We start from the raw sequence: 18,002 nt of genomic DNA on the forward strand, positions 1-18,002 counted from the left end.
GGTGGGACCAACCTGTGTGCACGCTATGAGTCCGTCAGGTCGTAGATGACGTTGCCGCCAACGGTAACCGGCGCGTAACTGCGGTGTACCCAGTCGGTGATAGCGGCCGCATCCTGGCTGCCCGCGTGATCGCCATGGCCGCCCATCAGGTGCGCGTCGATGAAGTAGTGGATCCGGCCGTCGGCCACCAACTGCGTGAAACGGTCGAGGGTCGGCGCGGGATCGGTGCCGTTGAAACCCCCCACGGCCAGCACCGGCACGTCGGCGGCCAGTTGGTAACCAGCGGCGTTGGTCGAGCCGACCACCGCGGCCGGCCAGGTGTAGCGGTCGGCATCGTCCCTCAGCCGGGCTACCAGGTCGGGTGGAGGTGTCGGGGCCGCGAACAACCCGCCCGCGAACGCCCCGCCCTCAAACGGCCCGCCCCCGCGTTCGCGACCACCGTCGCCGGGCCCGTTCGGCGGCGGACCCGGGAAGGGGCCGCCGAACGGCGGGCCGGAACGGGCCGGGCCGACCGACGGGATCGCCCCGGTGTGCGGGGTGGCCGCGGTGGCGAGCGAATACGCGACAGGCCCGGCGAGCGCACACGCCACGGCCAGGACGGCCGCCACCGGGGCGAGCGTGCGCGTCATCATCAGCACCACCGCGATCGCACCGACCCCCACGATCATCCACCGCAACCACGGCAGCCAATCAGGCATCCGGGCCAGGAGCACGAAGGCCAGTCCCGCCGTGGCCGCCACCATGGCGGCCGACACCAGCCGGCACGGGAGTTCGGTGCGGTTGCGCCACAACAGATCTGTACCGACGGCGGCGCAGACGGCCACCGCGGGCGCCAGCGCGACGGTGTAGTACGGGTGCACGATACCGTTGGCGAAGCTGAACACCCCGGCCGTCACCACCAGCCAACCGCCCCAGACGATCAGCGCCGTCCGCGCCGGATCGGCGCGGGGCGCGCGTCGGCGCACCACGAATCCCGTGACCATGCCGATCAGCGCCGCGGGCAGCAACCAGCCGATCTCGGCACCCATGCCCGGACCGACCAATCGCGCCCATCCCACATCGAAATTCGGGTTGCCCAATCCGCCGGCCTGCGCGCCGGTCAACCGGCTCACACCGTTGTAGCCGAGGGCGAGTTCGATGATGCTGTTGTGTTGCGAGCCACCGATATACGGCCGCTCGGCGGCGGGCCACAGCTCCACCAGCAGCAGATACCAACCGCCGGCCACCACCAGCGCCACCGTTGCCGCGGCCAGCCGCCGCAGTCGGGTCCACAGCGGCACCGGCGCGCACACAAGGTAAGCGACCGCGAAGGCCGGCAGTACCAGGAATGCCTGCATCATCTTGGCCAGGAAGGCGAACCCGCACAGCACGCCGACGCCGACCAACCACCAGCGCCCGGCATCCGGCTCGCAGGCGCGCTGCACACAGTAGGCCGCGGCCACCAACAGCAGCACCAGCAAGGCATCGGGATTGTCGAAGCGGAACATCAGCGTCGCCACCGGCGTCACCGCCAGCGCGGCACCGGCCAACCAGGCGGCGACCGGGCCACAGACCCGACGCACCGATGCGTATACCAGTGCCACCGAGGCGACACCCATCAACGCCTGCGGCACCAGCAACGAACACGAGTTGAACCCGAAGATCCGCGCCGACAGACCCATCACCCACAGCGCCGCGGGCGTCTTGTCGACGGTGATGGCGTTGGCCGGATCACTGGACCCGAACAGCAACGCCGTCCAGTTCTGGCTACCCGCCTGCACGGCGGCGGCGTAGAACGAGTTGGCCCAGCCGTTGACCGATAGATTCCACAGGTAGAGCGCTGCGGTGAGTCCCAGCAGAGCACCTAGGGCAGTTCGTTGCGGGCCAATTCGTTGCAGGGCAATTCGTTGCGGGGCAAGGCGTTGCGGCGCGATCCGGACGGCAGTCATCACTTTCATCGTGGCGGCAGTCGCTACGCGAACGATTTGAGCCTGCTGTGCCTCAGCTATGAGCCGGCAGAGTGACCACGAAGCGGGTATCGCCCGGCACGCTGTGCAACTCCAACCGACCGCGATGGGCCTTGACGACCGCGGCGACGATGGCCAACCCCAGACCGGTGCTGCCACCACGGCGCGAGCGCGACGAGTCTCCGCGGGCGAACCGTTCGAACACCTCCGGCTGCAACACATCCGGGATACCCGGCCCGTCATCGGCCACGGTCAGCACGACCTCGCCCGTGCCGTGCGTCGCGACCGACGTCGTCACCGTCGTTCCTGCCGGCGTGTGCACCCGCGCATTGGTGAGCAGATTGGTCAACACCTGATGCAGCCTGGCCCGGTCGCCGGTGACGTACACGGGTTCATCGGGCAGGTCCAACGTCCAATCGTGATCGGGGCCTGCGGCATGCGCATCACCCGCGGCATCGAGCACCACCTGGGCCAGGTCCACCGGTTCGCTCTCCAGCGGTCGGCCCTCATCGAGGCGGGCCAGCAGCAGCATGTCCTCGACGAGCGTGGTCAGCCGTCGTGTCTCGGATTCCACCCGGTTCATCGCGTGCGCGACATCGTTCGGTAACTCGGCGCTCTTGCGTTGGGCCAGTTCGGTATACCCGCGGATGGCGGCCAGCGGGGTGCGCAGCTCATGGCTGGCATCGGAGACGAATTGGCGCACCCTGGTCTCGCTGTCATGGCGCGCCCGCAGCGCCGCGGCGATGCGGTTGAGCATCCGGTTGAGCGCCGCGCTGAGCTGACCGACCTCGGTGTGCGCGCTGACCGGGTCCACCGCGACGATCGTCGTCGGCAGGCGCACCTCTCCGGTGTCGAGTTCGAGATCGGCGACATCGCGGGCCGCCGCCGCCACCCGTTCCAGGGGCGCCATCTGGCGTCGGATGATCACGCTGCCGACGATGGTCGCCGCGGCAAGGGCGATCGCCGAGACCGCGCAGAACATCACCAGCACCCACAGCATGGTGTCGTCGACGACGGCGGTGGGCAGTCCGACGATGAGCGTCTGCGGCCCGTGCCGGGCGGGTATCGCGATCACCCGATAGGAGCCCAATCCGTCGATCTTCAGGCTCACGGGCACCTGACTGGGCGGAACCTGCGTCAGTTGTTCTGTCGCGGCAGAGCTGATGTCGGCGGTCGACCCAGACGCGGTGATCACACCCGCATCGACCCGGCCCTCGCCGGTCACCACGCCCACCGTGTGGATGGCCTGACCGGGTGCGTTCAGAAACCCGGGCCCCGGTCCTCGTTCGGGATCGAACCGGAACGGGTTGGGATCTCCGGCGACCGACGGGTCGGGAGGGACGCTTCCCGGCCGCGGTGGATAGCGGAAAAACGGCGGTGGCAGCTCCATGATGGCCGCCGAGCGCTTGGCGGCCTCGACCACCTGACCATCCAACTGGCGCATCAGGAAGCGTTGCAGCGCAAACTCGCTGACCACACCGATGGTGACGCAGACGACCGCCAGCAGGGTCACCAGGGTGACGACCAGACGCGTTCCCAGCGACCAGGCTCGGGGCGTGAACACCCGTTTCATCGCGGCGGGCGCAGGACGTAACCGGCGCCGCGGAGGGTGTGGATCATGGGCTCGCGACCGCTGTCGATCTTCTTGCGCAGGTAGGACACGTAGAGTTCGACGATGTTGGACCGGCCGCCGAAGTCGTAGCTCCACACCCGATCGAGAATCTGGGCCTTACTCAGCACGCGCTTGGCGTTGCGCATCATGAACCGCAACAACTCGAATTCGGTGGCGGTCAGCGTGATCGGTTCGCCACCCCGGCTCACCTCGTGACTGTCCTCATCGAGGACGAGATCGCCGACGACGATCTGGGCATCGCTGGCGTCGTCGGCCACACCGGTGCGACGCAGCAACGCCCGCAGCCGCAGCACCACTTCCTCGATGCTGAAGGGTTTGGTCACGTAATCGTCGCCGCCCGCGGTGAGACCGGCGATGCGGTCCTCGACCGAATCCTTGGCGGTCAGCAGCAACAGTGGCAGCCCGGGCTGGCGTTCGCGCAACGCCTTGAGCACATCGAGGCCACTCATATCCGGCAGCATCACGTCGAGCACCACGACGTCCGGTGGGTTGTCCCGCGCGAGGGCGATCGCCGCGGCGCCATCACCGGCGGTGGCGATGTCCCACCCCTCGTATCTCAGGGCCATCGACACCAATTCGGCCAGCACCGGCTCGTCATCGACAACCAGCACCTGGATCGGCTTGCCGTCGGCTCTGCGCATCGTCGCGCGCACCGGAGCGTCGTGGGCCGACCCGCGGGCTGAGGGGGACATGCCTTCCATTATCGACGCCCGGGTGGGCGCGACATGTGTCGTTCCTGTGAGCCCGCTATGAAAGCTCGGATCAGGGGGCGGGCGGCAGCGTGGTGGTCGTCGTCGGAATCACGGTCTCCTCGGGCACGGGTCCCACCTCGGGCTCCGCACCATCGGTGGGCGGCCACGCGGCCGGCTCCTCGGAACTCGGCGTGGTCACGGCCGTCGGTTCGGTGGGCTCAGCACTCAGGGTCGGCATCTGGGTGGCCACCGTCAGGCCCGCCATCCCGAGCACGGCACCCACCCCCGCACCGGCGAAGATCAGCTTCAGCTTGTTGGATGTCATGTGCGAAGGACTACCCGCAGCCCGGCCCGTAAAAACCTGGTCGGCGCGCCGGATGTGGGCCACCGCGCCTGGACTTGGCAGATCTCCTAACCTGTCGGGATGCAGCACCGCGGCGGAGCCACCGCATGACCCGCTTCCTGATGCGCCGGTTGCTGAACTACGCCATCCTGCTGGCGCTGGCCTCGGTGCTGTCGTTCACGCTGACCTCGCTGACCTTCTCCCCGCTGGACAGCCTGCTGGAGCGCAACCCGCGGCCACCGCAGGCCGTCATCGACGCCAAGGCCGCCGAACTGAATCTGGACAAGCCGATCCCGGTCCGCTATCTGGACTGGGTCTCTGGCGCGGTGCGCGGCGACTTCGGCACGACCGTCACCGGCCAGCCAGTCACCGAGGAGCTGTGGCGGCGCATCGGAGTGAGCCTGCGGCTGGTGTTGATCGGATCGGTGCTGGGCACCGTGATCGGCGTGGTGGTCGGGGCCTGGGGCGCCATCCGGCAGTACCGATTCTCCGACCGCGCCATCACGGTCGTATCGCTGTTGATCCTCAGCGCGCCCACCTTCGTCATCGCCAACCTGCTGATCCTGGGCGCCCTCAAGGTCAACTCGGTGCTGGGTGTGCAGTTGTTCGAATACACCGGGGAGACATCGTCGGACGCGGTGGGCGGATTCGGGAATCAACTCATCGACCGGTTACAGCATCTGGTGCTGCCCACCTTCACCCTCGCGCTGGCCGCCATCGCCGGCTTCAGCCGGTACCAGCGCAATGCCATGCTCGACGTGCTCGGCCAGGACTTCATCAGGACCGCCCGCGCGAAAGGACTCACCCGACGCCAGGCGCTGTTCAAACACGGCCTACGGACCGCCCTCATCCCGATGGCCACGCTGTTCGCCTACAGCGTGGGTGGACTGTTCACCGGCGCGGTCTTCGTGGAAAAGATCTTCGGCTGGCATGGCATGGGCGAGTGGGTGATTCAAGGCATCAGCACCCAGGACACCAACATCGTCGTGGCCATCACGGTGTTCACCGGGGTGACGATCCTGCTGGCCGGTCTGCTCTCGGACATCATCTACGCCGCCCTCGACCCCCGGGTGCGTGTCTCATGACCGATACCGACTATCAGTTCGTCTCACGTCGCACCCTGGTACTACGCCGGTTCCTGCGCAACCGGCCCGCCGTCGTCGCGATCGCCGTGCTGTGCCTACTCTTCGCCGGTTGCTGGCTGCTGCCGCCGCTGCTGCCCTATTCGCATACCGACCTGGACTACTACGCGCTGCAGCAACCTCCCTCCACCACACACTGGTTCGGTACCAACGCCATCGGTCAGGACCTGCTGGCCCAGACCCTGCGTGGGATGCAGAAGTCCCTGCTGATCGGGATGGCGGTCGCGTTCATATCGACGGTCATCGCCGCCACCGTCGGCGCGATCGCCGGGTATTTCGGTGGCTGGCGCGACCGCACCCTGATGTGGATCGTGGACCTGCTGCTGGTGGTGCCGAGTTTCCTGTTGATCGCCATCGTGACACCACGGACCAGGGAATCGGGATCGATCCTGTGGCTGATCGTACTGTTGGCCTGCTTTTCCTGGATGATCAGTTCGCGGATCGTGCGCGGTATGACGATGAGCCTGCGGGAACGCGAATTCGTCGCGGCCGCACGTTATATGGGCGTGTCGAACTGGCGGATCATCGTCCGCCACATCGTGCCCAACGTGGCCTCAATCCTGATCATCGACACCGCACTCAATGTCGGGTTGGCGATCCTCGCCGAAACCGGGCTCAGCTTCCTCGGTTTCGGTGTGCAGCCCCCTGATGTGTCGCTGGGTACCCTGATCGCCGACGGCACCCGGTCGGTGACGACGTTTCCGTGGGTTTTCCTGTTCCCTGCCGGCGTGCTGGTGCTGATCGTGCTGTGCGCCAACCTGGTCGGTGACGGGCTGCGCGACGCGCTGGACCCGGCGGCACGACCCGGGAGGCGACGGGCATGACCCTGCTGGAGGTGCGCGATCTGCGCGTCGAATTCCCCGGTGAGACCGAGACGGTCGCGGCGGTCCGCGGCCTGAACTACACGGTGGCGGCCGGTGAGGTGGTCGCCCTGGTCGGGGAATCGGGAGCGGGTAAGTCCGCAGGTGCGATGGCCGTGGTCGGGCTGCTGCCCGAGTTCGCCGCGGTGTCCGGGTCGGTCCGGTTACAGGGCCAGGAACTGATCGGGCTCGGCGACAATGAGATGTCGAGGATCCGGGGTGCACGCATCGGCACCGTCTTCCAGGATCCGATGTCGGCGCTGACGCCGGTGTACACCGTCGGCGACCAGATCGCCGAGGCACTCCGAATCCACCAACGCACCATGGACGCCAAGACAGCCCGCAGCCGGGCGGTCGAGTTGCTGGAGCTCGTCGGGATCAACCAGCCCGACCGGCGCGCCAGGGCGTTTCCCCACGAACTGTCCGGCGGTGAGCGGCAACGGGTGGTCATCGCGATCGCGATCGCCAACGATCCCGACCTGTTGATCTGCGACGAACCCACCACCGCACTCGATGTCACCGTGCAGGCACAGATCCTCGACGTACTGCGCACAGCGCGTGATGTCACCGGGGCCGGGGTGCTGATCATCACCCATGACCTGGGGGTCGTCGCCGAGTTCGCCGACCGGGCCCTGGTGATGTACGCCGGGCGTGCGGTCGAGACCGCGCCCGTGGACCGACTTTACAGCGGCCGTCGAATGCCCTACACCGCAGGACTTCTCGGATCGGTACCGCGCCTGGACGCGCCACGGGGCGAACGGCTGGTGCCGATACCGGGCGCTCCCCCGTCACTGGCCGCGCTTCCCGATGGATGCCCGTTCGCGCCGCGCTGCCCGCTGGCCGTCGACGAGTGCAGCAGCGCCGAACCGGAATTGGTCACCGTCGGTCCCGCCCATCAGGTCGCCTGCATCAGGCACGAGCAGGTTGCGGGCCGTAGCGCCGCGCAGATCTACGGGGTGTCCACGCCGACCCGGACCGACCCGACGGTGCCTGCCGAGCTCGGCGAGATCGTGTTGTCGGTGCGCGAGCTGACCAAGACCTACACCCTGACCAAGGGGGTGGTGCTGCGCCGACGGATCGGCGAGGTACGCGCCGTCGATAGCGTCAGCTTCGACCTGGAGCAGGGCCGCACGCTGGGCATCGTCGGCGAGTCGGGTTCGGGCAAGTCGACCACCCTGCACCAGATCCTCGACCTGAGCGCACCACAGTCCGGTCGCATCGAGATTCTCGGAACCGACGTCGCCACCCTGGATCGCCGCGGCCGGCGCGCCCTGCGCGGTGACCTGCAGGTGGTGTTCCAGGATCCGGTGGCATCACTGGACCCCCGCATGCCGGTATTCGATGTTCTGGCAGAACCGCTGCGCGCCAACGGCTTCGACAAGGCCGATACCCAGGATCGGGTCGCCGAGTTGCTGGGGCTCGTCGGGCTGCGGCGCGCCGACGCCGGCCGCTACCCGGCCGACTTCTCCGGTGGTCAGAAACAACGCATCGGCATCGCCAGGGCCCTGGCGTTGCAACCGAAGATCCTCGCGCTCGACGAACCGGTGTCGGCACTGGACGTGTCGATCCAGGCGGGCATCATCAACCTGCTGCTCGATCTGCAGGAGCGGTTCGGGTTGGCGTATCTGTTCGTCTCCCACGACCTGTCGGTGGTGCGGCATCTCGCCCACCGGGTGGCCGTCATGCATCGCGGCAGCATCGTGGAGCAAGGTGACAGCGAACAGGTTTTCACCGACCCCCAGCACGAGTACACGCGTCGCCTGTTGTCGGCGGTCCCCCGCCCCGCACCCGATCACCGTTAGAGTCAGATCGCATGAGTGCGATTTCGCGTCTGCTCGCCGTCGCGTCCGTGACGGTGCTGGCCCTGACCGGTTGTTCCAGCCCCGACACCTCGGTGCCCTCGGCGGGCGGGAATGCCGAGCTCGGCGCCACCGCCGATATCAACCCGCAGGACCCGGCGACCCTGCAACAGGGCGGCAACCTGCGTCTTCCGCTGACCGGATTCCCGCCCAACTTCAACTACCTGCACGTCGACGGCAACCTCGGCGAGCTGGGCAGGATGCTGCGCGCCACCCTGCCGCGCGCCTTCGTCATCAAGCCCGACGGTGAGATGACGGTCAACAGCGACTACTTCACCGACGTCGAACTCACCAGCACCGACCCGCAGGTGGTGACCTACACGATCAACCCCAAGGCGGTGTGGACCGACGGCTCCCCCATCACCTGGGAGGACATGGCCGCCCAGATCAATGCCACCAGCGGCAAGGACAAGCGTTTCCTGTTCGCCTCCCCCAACGGTAGCGAGCGCGTCGAGTCGGTGACCAAGGGCGTCGACGACCGCCAGGCCGTCATCACCTTCAGCAGGCATTTCGCCGATTGGCGCGGGATGTTCGCCGGTAATGCGATGCTGGCGCCCAAGTCCGTCACCTCCGACCCGGAGGCATTCAACCGAGGCTTCCTCAACGGTCCCTCGGCATCGGCTGGACCGTTCATGATCAGCACGGTGGATCGCGCCGCGCAGCGGATCGTGTTGACCCGCAACCCGAAATGGTGGGGCACCCCGCCGTTGCTGGACTCGATCACCTATTCCGTGCTCGATGACGCCGCGGTGATCCCGGCCCTGCAGAACAATGCGCTCGACGCCGCCGGGTTGGCTTCACTGGACGATCTGGAGAACGCCAGACGCACCCCCGGTGTCACGATCCGCCGTGCTCCCGCACCGAACTGGTACCACCTCACCATGAACGGCGCCGACGGCGCGATCCTGTCCGACCCCGGCCTGCGCACCGCGATCACCAAGGGGTTGGACCGCCAGGCCATCGCCCAGGTCACCCAGCGCGGGTTGGCCGACACCCCGGCGGCGCTGAACAATCACATCTATCTGGCCGGCCAGGAGGGCTACCAGGACAACAGCATCGGCTTCGACCCCGAGGCGGCCAAGGCCGATCTCGATGCCCTCGGCTGGAAGATGAACGGCCAGTTCCGGGAGAAGGACGGCCGCCAGCTCAAGATCCGCAACGTCTTCTACGACGGGCAGAGCACCCGCGCCGTGGCACAGATCGCGCAGAACCAGCTGGCCCAGATCGGGGTGAACCTGGAGTTGGTTCCCGCCGCCGGTGGCGATCTGTTTCCCAAGTACGTCACCATCGGCAACTTCGACATCGCCCAATTCGCCTGGGGCGGAGATGCTTTCCCGTTGGCGAGCCTCACCCAGATTTATGCCTCCGGCGGTGAGAGCAACTACGGCAAGATCGGCAGCGACGAGGTCGACGCCAAGATCGAGGACACACTCGCCGAACTCGACCCCGCCAAGGCCCGCGAGAAGGCCAACGAGCTGGACAAGTTGATCTGGAACGTCGGGCACAGCCTGCCGCTGTTCCAAGCCCCCGGCAACATGGCGGTCCGCAGCAATCTGGCCAACTACGGCCCGACCGGCATCGGGGATATCAACTATTCGACGATGGGCTTCATGAAGTAGCCAGTCGCGGCACCCCGTCGGGCACGATGCTCTCGGCCTTGGCGGCCAGTTCGACGCCACGCACCAGCAAGCGAATGCTGCGGTTGGCCGGCAGCGCGTCGAGTTCGGCTGCCTGCGCCGCAAGCTCGCGGGTCTGGCCGGTGCTGACGGCCCGGCAGACCTGCAGCGCGGCCCGCTCGCGGGTGTCCAGCATGCTGTGCCCGGCGGTCGGCAACTCCACCAGCGTCGCATCGGGGATGAGTCCGGCGATCCGACGTGCGACCGCCGGGGGTGTGGTGAGATCGCGGCCGCCGGAGAGCACCGCGGTGGGCCAGCAGAAGCCCGGCATCGCCGCGATCAGATCGTAGGGCTCGGCCACGAATTCGGGATCTCCGAGCGCCACCTCGCGCAGTGCGACGGCCGGATCCAACGGGCCGCCGTCGGGCTCGGCGCCGTAGTTGAGCTCGCGGTAGGCGATGCGCTCGACCAGATCGGGCTCGTGGTGGAAGGCCGTCTCACGTTCGACCATCAGCCGGGTTCCCAGGCCGACGGCCGCCCACAACCAATCGTGTCCGGCCACCAGCAGCTCCAGCTGGCGGCCCAGCACATCTGGTCCGGCCAGTTCGTAGAGCCCCGTCGCCCGCAGCACCGCGGTCGGACCGAAGTCACCACGCCCCACCAACTCGCGGATCATGGCCGCAAGCTCCTCGGTACCCGGTTCGCCATCCCACAGCACCGCACGGACGTGGGCCCGCACCTCGACGATGTCATCGGCCGACAGCAGCGGGGAGTCCAGCACCATTCCCACCACCCGTCCCGGGTGGCGAACACCGAATCCGGCGGCCAGATAGGTCCCATAGGACGCGCCGTAGATGTGAGCGGATTCGACCCCGGCGTCGTCGAGCACGGCGGCGATATCGTCGACGGCGGCGTCGACGGTCATCGCCTCCGGCGGCAGGTCGTGGCCGTCATCGCCATGGCGGGACAGGCCGACCCCCCGGTGCTCGACCATGATGACGTCCAGACCTGCGTGGGCAGCCTTCCGGCGGAAGGCCCGGTACAGGGCCACCGAAGCGGCCCCCGGACCACCGGGGATGACGACGATCGGATGCGCGGACTTACGGCCCGCGCGCACATAGTGCAGGTCGAACTGATCTATCGCGCCCGCGACGACGGGCCGTCGGACTGCTCGCACGCCCGGCTGGGCGGCAAGCCTGTCGTGGGCCCGGCGGCGCGCGAGGGAGGTCATCGTCATTCATTGTGCCCCGCCGGGCGTTCATGAGAGTCCGCGGAGCCCGTTCTCAGGATCGCGGTGAGCACAAGCCGTGCGGGCACCGGCGGTCCCTCGGTACTACTGAGGCATGACGACCGTCGAGAACACCCATCACATCCTGCCGGGCACACCGGAATGGACCGATTTGCTGAGCAGTATCGGTGCCGGTTCCCGTGACCGAGACCTCAACGACGAGAATCCTTTTGACCAGGTCGCGGCGTTGAAGCGGGCCGGCTTCGGTACCCTGCGCCTGCCGAGGGAACTCGGGGGCGCGGGCCTGACCGTGCCCCAGCTGTTTTCGGCGGTCATCGATGTCGCCCGCGCCGATCCGATTGTCGCCCACATCTTCCGGGCGCATTTCTGGTTCGTCGAGGAGCGGTTGCGCGCGCAGTCCCGTGCCTGGCTGGACCTGGCCGCCGAAGGCAAGATCTTCGGTAACGCCTTCAGCGAGAAGGGCAGCAATGCCGTCGGCAGCCTGGTGTTCAACACCCGTCTGCTGCCCCACCCCGAGGGCGGCTTCCGACTGGACGGTGAGAAGTACTACAGCACCGGCACGCTGTTCGCCGACTACCTGACCGCGACCGCCACCACCGACCACGACTCGGTCGCCACCGTGGTGGTGCCCGCCGACCGGCCGGGAGTCAAGATCATCGATGACTGGGACGGTTTCGGCCAGCGCCGGACCGGCACCGGGACGACCACGTTCGCCGGTGTCGCGGTGGCCGAGGACGAGGTGCTCGCCGACACTCCCTACGACGCCGAGCCGGTGCCGACCGTGCAGTACGCCTCCCTGCAGCTCTACATCCATGCCGTGGTGGCCGGTGTGCTGGCCAACGTGGTCGACGACGGGGTGGCGCTGCTGCGGTCCCGGGAACGCAGCTTCAGCCACGCCGTCGCCGAGAGCCCGACCAATGATCCGCTGCTACAGCGTCAGCTCGGTGAGCTCGCCAGCACCGCGCACGTGGCACGCATCGCCGTGCTGGACGCCGCCGAGGCCATCGGTGCGGCCACCGATTCGGAGATCGACGGTGTCCCGGACGCCGCACTGGCCACCGAGGCACAACTGCGGGTGGCCAAGGTCAAGGTGCATCTGGACGCCATCGCCCCGGAGGCCGCATCCCGGCTGCTGGAGCTCGGCGGTGCCAGCGCCGCCAGCCGGACCCGCAACCTCGACCGCCACTGGCGCAACATCCGCACCATCACATTGCACAACCCGGTCGGGCTCAAGGCGCGAGCCATCGGGCAGAACCTGCTGCACGACACTGCGCTCCCTGCCAACGCGTACTTCTGATCAGCGACTTGTGGAGCGGCAACCGCACTCAGCGCGGCTGCCGCTCCACCAATCGCGGAAAAAGGTGACCCACTCATGCCCAAGCAGCTGCACCTCGGCGGATTCCAGATCGCATCCCAGGTGACCCACTCCCACGCCGCGTGGCGCCACCCGGGCAGTGACACCGACTTCACCACCCCGGAGTACTACCACCGCATCGGGCGGATACTGGAGCGTGGCAAGTTCGACTTCGTGTTCTTCGCCGACCTGCTGGCCGCCCCGGCCCAGTACGGTCGCGATATCACCGAACCGCTGCGCCGCGGCACCCAGGCGACCGCCACCCTGGACCCCTCGATCGTCGCGGCCAGCATCGGCGCGGTGACCTCCAAGCTGGGCGTGGCGATCACCAAGTCCGCCACCTTCTTTCATCCCTACGAGTTGGCCCGTATCTTCGCCAGCCTCGATCACATCACCCGTGGCCGGGTGGCATGGAACATCGTGACCTCGCTGACGGCCAGTGAGGCGCAGAACTTCGGGCAGGACAGTCACCTCGATCACGAGTTCCGCTATGAGCGTGCCGAGGAGTTCCTGCGCGCCACCCTGGAGTTGTGGTCGTCATGGGATCCCGACGCGCTGGTCGTCGACAAGCACAGCGGTGTGTTCGCCGACCCGGACAAGATCCGTCGCGTCGAGCACGACGGGAAGTTCTTCCGCACCCGCGGGCCGCTGAACGTGCCGCGGTCCCCGCAGGGTCGCCCAGTGCTCATCCAGGCCGGCTCGTCGAACACCGGCCGGGACTTCGCGGCACGGTGGGCCGAGGCCATCTTCGAAATCGACCCGACCCCGGAGGGTCGTCGCGCCTACTATGACGACATCAAGTCGCGGGCAAGCAATTTCGGCCGCAATCCCGACCAGGTCCTGATCTTTCCCGCGTTCATCCCGTTCGTCGGCGAGACCGAGTCGATCGCCCGCGAGAAGCAGGCGTTCCACAACGAGCTGGCCGATCCGATCTCCGGTCTGATCACGCTGAGCGTGCACACCGACCACGACTTCTCCCAGTACGACCTGGACGCACCGGTCGAGGATGTCCAGGTGACCGGGACCCAGGGTTTGTTCGACACCGCACGACGGGTGGCCAACCGGGACAACCTGACCCTGCGCGATATCGGCAAGTGGTACGCCCAGGGGGTGCTACTGCCGCAGTTCGTCGGCACCGCGACCCAGGTCGCCGATCAGATCGAGGAGTCGTTCACCGCGGGCGAAGCCGATGGTTTCATGGTGTCGGCAGCGCAGAGTCCGGGAACCTTCAACGATTTCGTCGACTACGTGGTGCCCGAACTGCAACGGCGCGGGCTTTTCCGCACCGAGTACACCGGTGACACCCTGCGCGAGCACCTCGGCCTGGACACGGCGTCGACCGGTACCACGCGGGTGGAGGCCGTCGCCTAGGCGGTCAGCTCGATCAGCCGGGCGTCGTCGATGGCGGCGTATCGGTCGGGGCTGCACGTCAGCACGATCACCTGACCGTCGCCGCCGACGGCGTCGAACACCGCGGCCATCTTGGTCAGCCGGTCGGGGTCGGTGAAGCCGAGCGCGTCATCGATGACGACGGGCACGGTGTCCTCCTTGGCCACCAGCGAGGCGCAGGCCAGCCGCGCGACGATACCCATCTGTTCCTTGGCGCCGCCGGAAAGGGATTCGTAACCGACGGTGGTGCCCGCCAGCGTACGGCTGCGGATGGTCAGATCGGTGTCGATGTCGACCTCGAAGTCCGGCCCGAACACCAGCCGCCCCAGCCGCTCGATCTCGGTCCGGAATGGCTCGACATAACGCAGCCGGGCCGACTCCCGATGACGCAGCATGACGGTGCGCAACAGCGCCGCCGCACGGGCGCGGCGACCGACCCGCAGGAACTCGCCGTGGGCGTGCTCGCGTTCAGCCTCGGCAGCATCCAGCGCGCCGCGGCGACCCTGGCTGCCGTAGACCTTGAGCGCAGCGGAGATCTCGGCCAGTGCGGTCGCCGCGGTCTCCCGCTCAGCAAGTAGCAACTCCAACGCCGCGGTCGCCGACCGGAGCTCTGCGGCAACGGCATCCGGTTGCGCGGCGGCCAGTTCGCCCTCGAGTCGGGACAGCTCCTCGGCCGCCCGGTTGGCTTTTTCGGCATCGGCCTCGGCCTGCAGGCTCAGCTGCTCGTCGGTCGCAGCCATCCGCGCGACCGCCAATCGCTGGGTGGCCGCATCCAGCTCGGCCTGCACACCTTCGAGCTTCTGGCGCAACATGCCGGCCGCCACGGCGGCGTCATTGCATTTCGCGGTGGCCGCGGCAAAAACGTTGCGCCGCAGGGTGGCCTGCTCGGCCGCCGCGGTGTGCGCGGACACGGTGCCGGCCAGCGCGGCGCGCGCGGCATCAGTATCACCGGGTGCATCGGAACCAGCCGTCGGCAGGCCGGCCGTCAACTCGGCATGGCGGGTGCGCAGCTGCGCCGCGCTCTCGTGGTCGGTGAGCGCCGCGACGGTGGCCTGAGCGGCCGACCGCTGGGCGCGCAACTCGCGGCGGCGTTCGGCGAGGGCGTGGGCGGCCGCCACATCGGCCACTGCGACCTTCTCCAGTAACTCTGCCAGCACCCGGTGCGCGGCATCGAATTCGGCGTGGGTCTGCAGGGCATCGGCCCCCGGCGACAACCGGGCACGCAGTACCCCTGGCACCTCGATCATGGTGGGTTCGGCGATCGCGGCGCCCCAGTCGGTGCCGGCGGCCAGATCGACATCCGTGTCACCGACGCGCACGACGACATCGCCCAGCGCGACGAGTTCCAAGTGCGCCGAGGCCAGTTCGGCCCGGTCGGCGGCGCGCTCCACCGCGCGGGCGGCGGCGTCGATGTCCTTGGCCAGGGCGTCGGTCATCGGATTGGTTGCCAACTCGCGTTCGATATCGGCCAGCTCGCCGGCGACGGTGTCCAGCCTGGCGATCCGCGCGGCGAGCCTGGCAGCCTCGTCACGTGCGACACACGCTGCCAGGTCGGCCCGGGCAGTCTCGACAGCCTGCGCGGCGGCCGCGGCGAGAGCATCGGTCTGCTCGGCGTCGGCCTCGGCGGCCTCGACCACCTCACACGCCAACCGGTGCGCCTGCGCGGATTCGGCCGCGGTCGCCACCAGTTCGGCTGCCACCGTGGACCTTTCGTCGATATCGATGCGCATGCGGCGGCGTTCGGTCACGGCGGCTGCCGCCGCTGCGTGGGCGGCACCGGCAGCCTCGGCCAGCAGCTTGGCGGTATCGCGGGCGGCCGCCAACGCGCGAACCGCCTCGGCGGACTGCACCGCCGCGCCGCGCCGCGCCTCGGCGGCACTGACCCGCTCGGCCAGTCCGGACAACTCCGCGGTGAGCACCGCGTGCCGGGTGACGGCCTGCTCGACCTCGCGCAGCGCCGCCGTGCACTGCGCCACGGCGTCATCGGCCGCGCGCAACCGTGAGTTGGCCGCCGCCCAGACTCCGGTCGGCCTGCCGGTCGCGGTGAAGTACTCCAGGTACTCGCGCTCGATTTTGTCGATCAGCAGCGGATCGGCATCACCGGCCGGCCCGCCCCGGGCATCGGGCGCCGGGGCAGCACCGTCTGCTGCACCGGCGGCCACATCCAGTGCCCGCGACAGGGCATCACAGCCCGAGAGGTCCACCGGTGCGGTCGCCGCAGCCTGCAGCACCCGCTGCGCCTGCCAGAGCGCGGTGTCCACCGTCTCCTCGAGGATCGCCAGCACCCGGTCGTGGGCTTCGTCACCGGTCAGCTGGCGACGCGTCGGCGCCAGCTCGGTGAGAACGGTCTCGGCCTTCTTGTGGAAGCGTTTGCGATAGATGAATCGATAGGGCCCGGTGGAGATCTCGGCGCTCACCTCGGCACCCACGTCGGCGTGGGTCGGCTTGACAGCCTTGACCTCTTTCTTCGACGACCGGTCCTTGACGGTCAACAACAGGTCCAATGCCTCGATCATCGAGGACTTGCCGATCTCGTTGGCGCCGCTGACCACCACGACACCGCGCTCGGGGAACTCGATGTCACGGTGGAGGACGCCGCGGTAGTTGGTGAGGGTGAGCCGGTGCAGCTTCACGCGACGTTCCCCTGCCCGTGCGGCGCGCTGAGTCGCAACAGCAATGCCAGCGCCGACCGCGCGTCATCGGCGTCGGCGCCCTCGGCGCGCGCGGCGGCGACCAACTCCTGTACGGCCCCGGTGGCGAAACCGCCGATCGACAACTCGTCGAACTCACCGTCGGCGGGCAGCACCGCAAGGTCACAGTGCCGATCCCAGGTGCGCAGCGAGGCGAACAACCGGGCATAGCGATCCAGGCAGTCGTCGAGTTCAGCCTTGTGCCCGATGGTCAGCGACCCGGTGAGCACTAGGCGCACCACGGTGCGTTCTTTGTCGGGTAACTGGTCGAGGTTGATGTCCAGACCGGCGATATCACGGTCGTCGTTGACATCGTGGCGCAGTGTGATGAAACGCCACCTGCCCACCCGGCGCGCGGTGACCTGCACGGGGTGCGCGGGATCGTCTTCGTCGATATCGACCACCAGAACATGGCCCGGGTCGGTCTCGACATCGTCGAAATTGGTCACCTCGGGAGCGCCGGAGTACCAGACGCGGCCCGTCGAGCCCACCTTGGTTCGAGAGTGCCTGTCTCCCAGCGCCACATAGTGCACCGCGCCGGCGGCCAGCGTCTCCTCCAGCGCGGCCAACCTGATCAGCGACGGCTTGGACGGATCGGGATCCAGGATGTCCACGCCCCCATGGGCGACCAGCACCCGGACCGTCCCGTCGGCCACGACACCGGTGGTGACGGCTGCGGCCAGATCGGTGGTCGGCGCCTTGGAACGCCATGGGGCAGCGAGGATCTCCACGCCGGGGCGCACCCGGAATACGCCGTCGCGGTCGAGCACCGTGACGTTGGCCGGGCGCTCGGCGGCGAAGAGCGTGCTGGTGTAGACCGAACCGGCGTCGAGCTGATCATGGTTGCCGGGCAACAGGTACACCGGGACCTCGATGGCACGCATGGCCTCCAGCGCCAGGCTGATCTCCCGAGGGGAGAGCTGGTTGTCCTCGAAGACGTCACCGGCCACCACGACGAACTCGGCGCCCACCTCGGCGGCCAACGCACCCAGCCCGGCGACCGCCTCACGCCGGGCGGCACCGTAGCGCGACTGCGCTTCTCCGCCCGCGGCACTGAGGAAGTGCCGCGTCATCCCGAGTTGCCAGTCGGCAGTATGCAGAAAGCGCATCGGTGCACTCCCTTCCGTGTTCGTCTACCGGTCCTGAATGACCCAGCGGTGAGTCTAGGTCGGGCCTCCGACAAGTCCCGGGAGGTGCATCGGCATGGCCCCGCTGTCTTGACCTAGCCT

General features: G+C 68.2%; 13 protein-coding genes. 6 read left to right on the forward strand and 7 right to left on the reverse strand.

Annotated features, from left to right (window positions below):
• Nucleotides 1–23: 23 nt before the first annotated feature.
• From PGN27_RS07305 to PGN27_RS07320, 4 genes are all read right to left on the reverse strand, one after another.
• A complete protein-coding gene (locus PGN27_RS07305; protein ID WP_335325551.1) occupies nucleotides 24–1,928 on the reverse strand; it encodes a glycosyltransferase family 39 protein in 1,905 nt (634 codons plus the stop codon).
• 52 nt (nucleotides 1,929–1,980) lie between these two features.
• Entirely contained in the window at nucleotides 1,981–3,519 is a 1,539-nt protein-coding gene (locus PGN27_RS07310; RefSeq protein ID WP_335325552.1) for a sensor histidine kinase, read from the reverse strand.
• On the reverse strand, nucleotides 3,516–4,220 hold the full coding sequence (locus tag PGN27_RS07315) for a response regulator transcription factor (protein ID WP_335328656.1): 705 nt from the start codon (nucleotides 4,218–4,220) through the stop codon (nucleotides 3,516–3,518). The genes PGN27_RS07310 and PGN27_RS07315 overlap by 4 nt, the downstream gene beginning before the upstream one ends.
• Before the next feature lie 121 nt (nucleotides 4,221–4,341).
• Complete coding sequence (locus PGN27_RS07320; protein ID WP_335325553.1) at nucleotides 4,342–4,596, reverse strand: hypothetical protein; 255 nt, start codon at nucleotides 4,594–4,596, stop codon at nucleotides 4,342–4,344.
• A gap of 125 nt (nucleotides 4,597–4,721) precedes the next feature.
• On the opposite strand from PGN27_RS07320, the gene PGN27_RS07325 reads away from it, so the two are divergent.
• Genes PGN27_RS07325 through PGN27_RS07340 form a run of 4 tightly spaced genes read left to right on the forward strand, consistent with a single transcriptional unit; the run spans nucleotide 4,722 to nucleotide 10,094 of the window.
• On the forward strand, nucleotides 4,722–5,699 hold the full coding sequence (locus PGN27_RS07325; protein ID WP_335325554.1) for an oligopeptide ABC transporter permease OppB: 978 nt from the start codon (nucleotides 4,722–4,724) through the stop codon (nucleotides 5,697–5,699).
• Nucleotides 5,696–6,580 carry an oligopeptide ABC transporter permease OppC gene (locus tag PGN27_RS07330; protein ID WP_036461919.1) on the forward strand — a complete coding sequence of 295 codons (885 nt, stop codon included), beginning with the start codon at nucleotides 5,696–5,698 and terminating at the stop codon, nucleotides 6,578–6,580. The genes PGN27_RS07325 and PGN27_RS07330 overlap by 4 nt, the downstream gene beginning before the upstream one ends.
• Entirely contained in the window at nucleotides 6,577–8,418 is a 1,842-nt protein-coding gene (locus tag PGN27_RS07335; protein ID WP_335325555.1) for an oligopeptide ABC transporter ATP-binding protein OppD, read from the forward strand. The genes PGN27_RS07330 and PGN27_RS07335 overlap by 4 nt, the downstream gene beginning before the upstream one ends.
• An 11-nt stretch (nucleotides 8,419–8,429) precedes the next feature.
• Entirely contained in the window at nucleotides 8,430–10,094 is a 1,665-nt protein-coding gene (locus tag PGN27_RS07340; RefSeq protein ID WP_335325556.1) for an oligopeptide ABC transporter substrate-binding protein OppA, read from the forward strand.
• Here the strand turns inward: PGN27_RS07340 and PGN27_RS07345 are convergent.
• Nucleotides 10,084–11,322 (reverse strand): alpha/beta fold hydrolase, encoded by a 1,239-nt coding sequence (locus tag PGN27_RS07345; RefSeq protein ID WP_335325557.1) that lies wholly within the window; start codon nucleotides 11,320–11,322, stop codon nucleotides 10,084–10,086. The genes PGN27_RS07340 and PGN27_RS07345 overlap by 11 nt on opposite strands.
• Before the next feature lie 112 nt (nucleotides 11,323–11,434).
• Between PGN27_RS07345 and PGN27_RS07350 the strand changes: the two genes are divergently transcribed.
• Together PGN27_RS07350 and PGN27_RS07355 are read left to right on the forward strand one after the other, a co-directional pair.
• Entirely contained in the window at nucleotides 11,435–12,637 is a 1,203-nt protein-coding gene (locus tag PGN27_RS07350; protein ID WP_335325558.1) for an acyl-CoA dehydrogenase family protein, read from the forward strand.
• 75 nt (nucleotides 12,638–12,712) lie between these two features.
• Entirely contained in the window at nucleotides 12,713–14,065 is a 1,353-nt protein-coding gene (locus PGN27_RS07355; RefSeq protein ID WP_335325559.1) for an LLM class flavin-dependent oxidoreductase, read from the forward strand.
• On the opposite strand, the gene PGN27_RS07360 is transcribed toward PGN27_RS07355, so the two are convergent.
• Complete coding sequence (locus PGN27_RS07360) at nucleotides 14,062–16,716, reverse strand: AAA family ATPase (protein ID WP_335325560.1); 2,655 nt, start codon at nucleotides 16,714–16,716, stop codon at nucleotides 14,062–14,064. The two genes, PGN27_RS07355 and PGN27_RS07360, sit on opposite strands and share 4 nt — an antisense overlap.
• Nucleotides 16,713–17,882 carry a metallophosphoesterase family protein gene (locus tag PGN27_RS07365; RefSeq protein WP_335325561.1) on the reverse strand — a complete coding sequence of 390 codons (1,170 nt, stop codon included), beginning with the start codon at nucleotides 17,880–17,882 and terminating at the stop codon, nucleotides 16,713–16,715. Before PGN27_RS07365 ends, PGN27_RS07360 begins: the two co-directional genes overlap by 4 nt.
• Between the last annotated feature and the right edge of the window lie 120 nt (nucleotides 17,883–18,002).

It is taken from the genome of Mycolicibacterium neoaurum (assembly GCF_036946495.1).
GTDB classification, from domain to species: Bacteria; Actinomycetota; Actinomycetes; order Mycobacteriales; family Mycobacteriaceae; genus Mycobacterium; species Mycobacterium neoaurum_B.

Excerpts from the sequence above, each read along its gene's own strand:
- PGN27_RS07315 (WP_335328656.1), bottom strand. The coding sequence starts at position 4,220 with ATGCGCAGAGCCGACGGCAAGCCGATCCAGGTGCTGGTTGTCGATGAC.
- PGN27_RS07355 (WP_335325559.1), top strand. The coding sequence starts at position 12,713 with ATGCCCAAGCAGCTGCACCTCGGCGGATTCCAGATCGCATCCCAGGTG.
- PGN27_RS07335 (WP_335325555.1), top strand. The coding sequence starts at position 6,577 with ATGACCCTGCTGGAGGTGCGCGATCTGCGCGTCGAATTCCCCGGTGAG.
- PGN27_RS07305 (WP_335325551.1), bottom strand. The coding sequence starts at position 1,928 with ATGACTGCCGTCCGGATCGCGCCGCAACGCCTTGCCCCGCAACGAATT.
- PGN27_RS07310 (WP_335325552.1), bottom strand. The coding sequence starts at position 3,519 with ATGAAACGGGTGTTCACGCCCCGAGCCTGGTCGCTGGGAACGCGTCTG.
- PGN27_RS07365 (WP_335325561.1), bottom strand. The coding sequence starts at position 17,882 with ATGCGCTTTCTGCATACTGCCGACTGGCAACTCGGGATGACGCGGCAC.
- PGN27_RS07350 (WP_335325558.1), top strand. The coding sequence starts at position 11,435 with ATGACGACCGTCGAGAACACCCATCACATCCTGCCGGGCACACCGGAA.
- PGN27_RS07330 (WP_036461919.1), top strand. The coding sequence starts at position 5,696 with ATGACCGATACCGACTATCAGTTCGTCTCACGTCGCACCCTGGTACTA.
- PGN27_RS07325 (WP_335325554.1), top strand. The coding sequence starts at position 4,722 with ATGACCCGCTTCCTGATGCGCCGGTTGCTGAACTACGCCATCCTGCTG.
- PGN27_RS07340 (WP_335325556.1), top strand. The coding sequence starts at position 8,430 with ATGAGTGCGATTTCGCGTCTGCTCGCCGTCGCGTCCGTGACGGTGCTG.
- PGN27_RS07320 (WP_335325553.1), bottom strand. The coding sequence starts at position 4,596 with ATGACATCCAACAAGCTGAAGCTGATCTTCGCCGGTGCGGGGGTGGGT.
- PGN27_RS07345 (WP_335325557.1), bottom strand. The coding sequence starts at position 11,322 with ATGACCTCCCTCGCGCGCCGCCGGGCCCACGACAGGCTTGCCGCCCAG.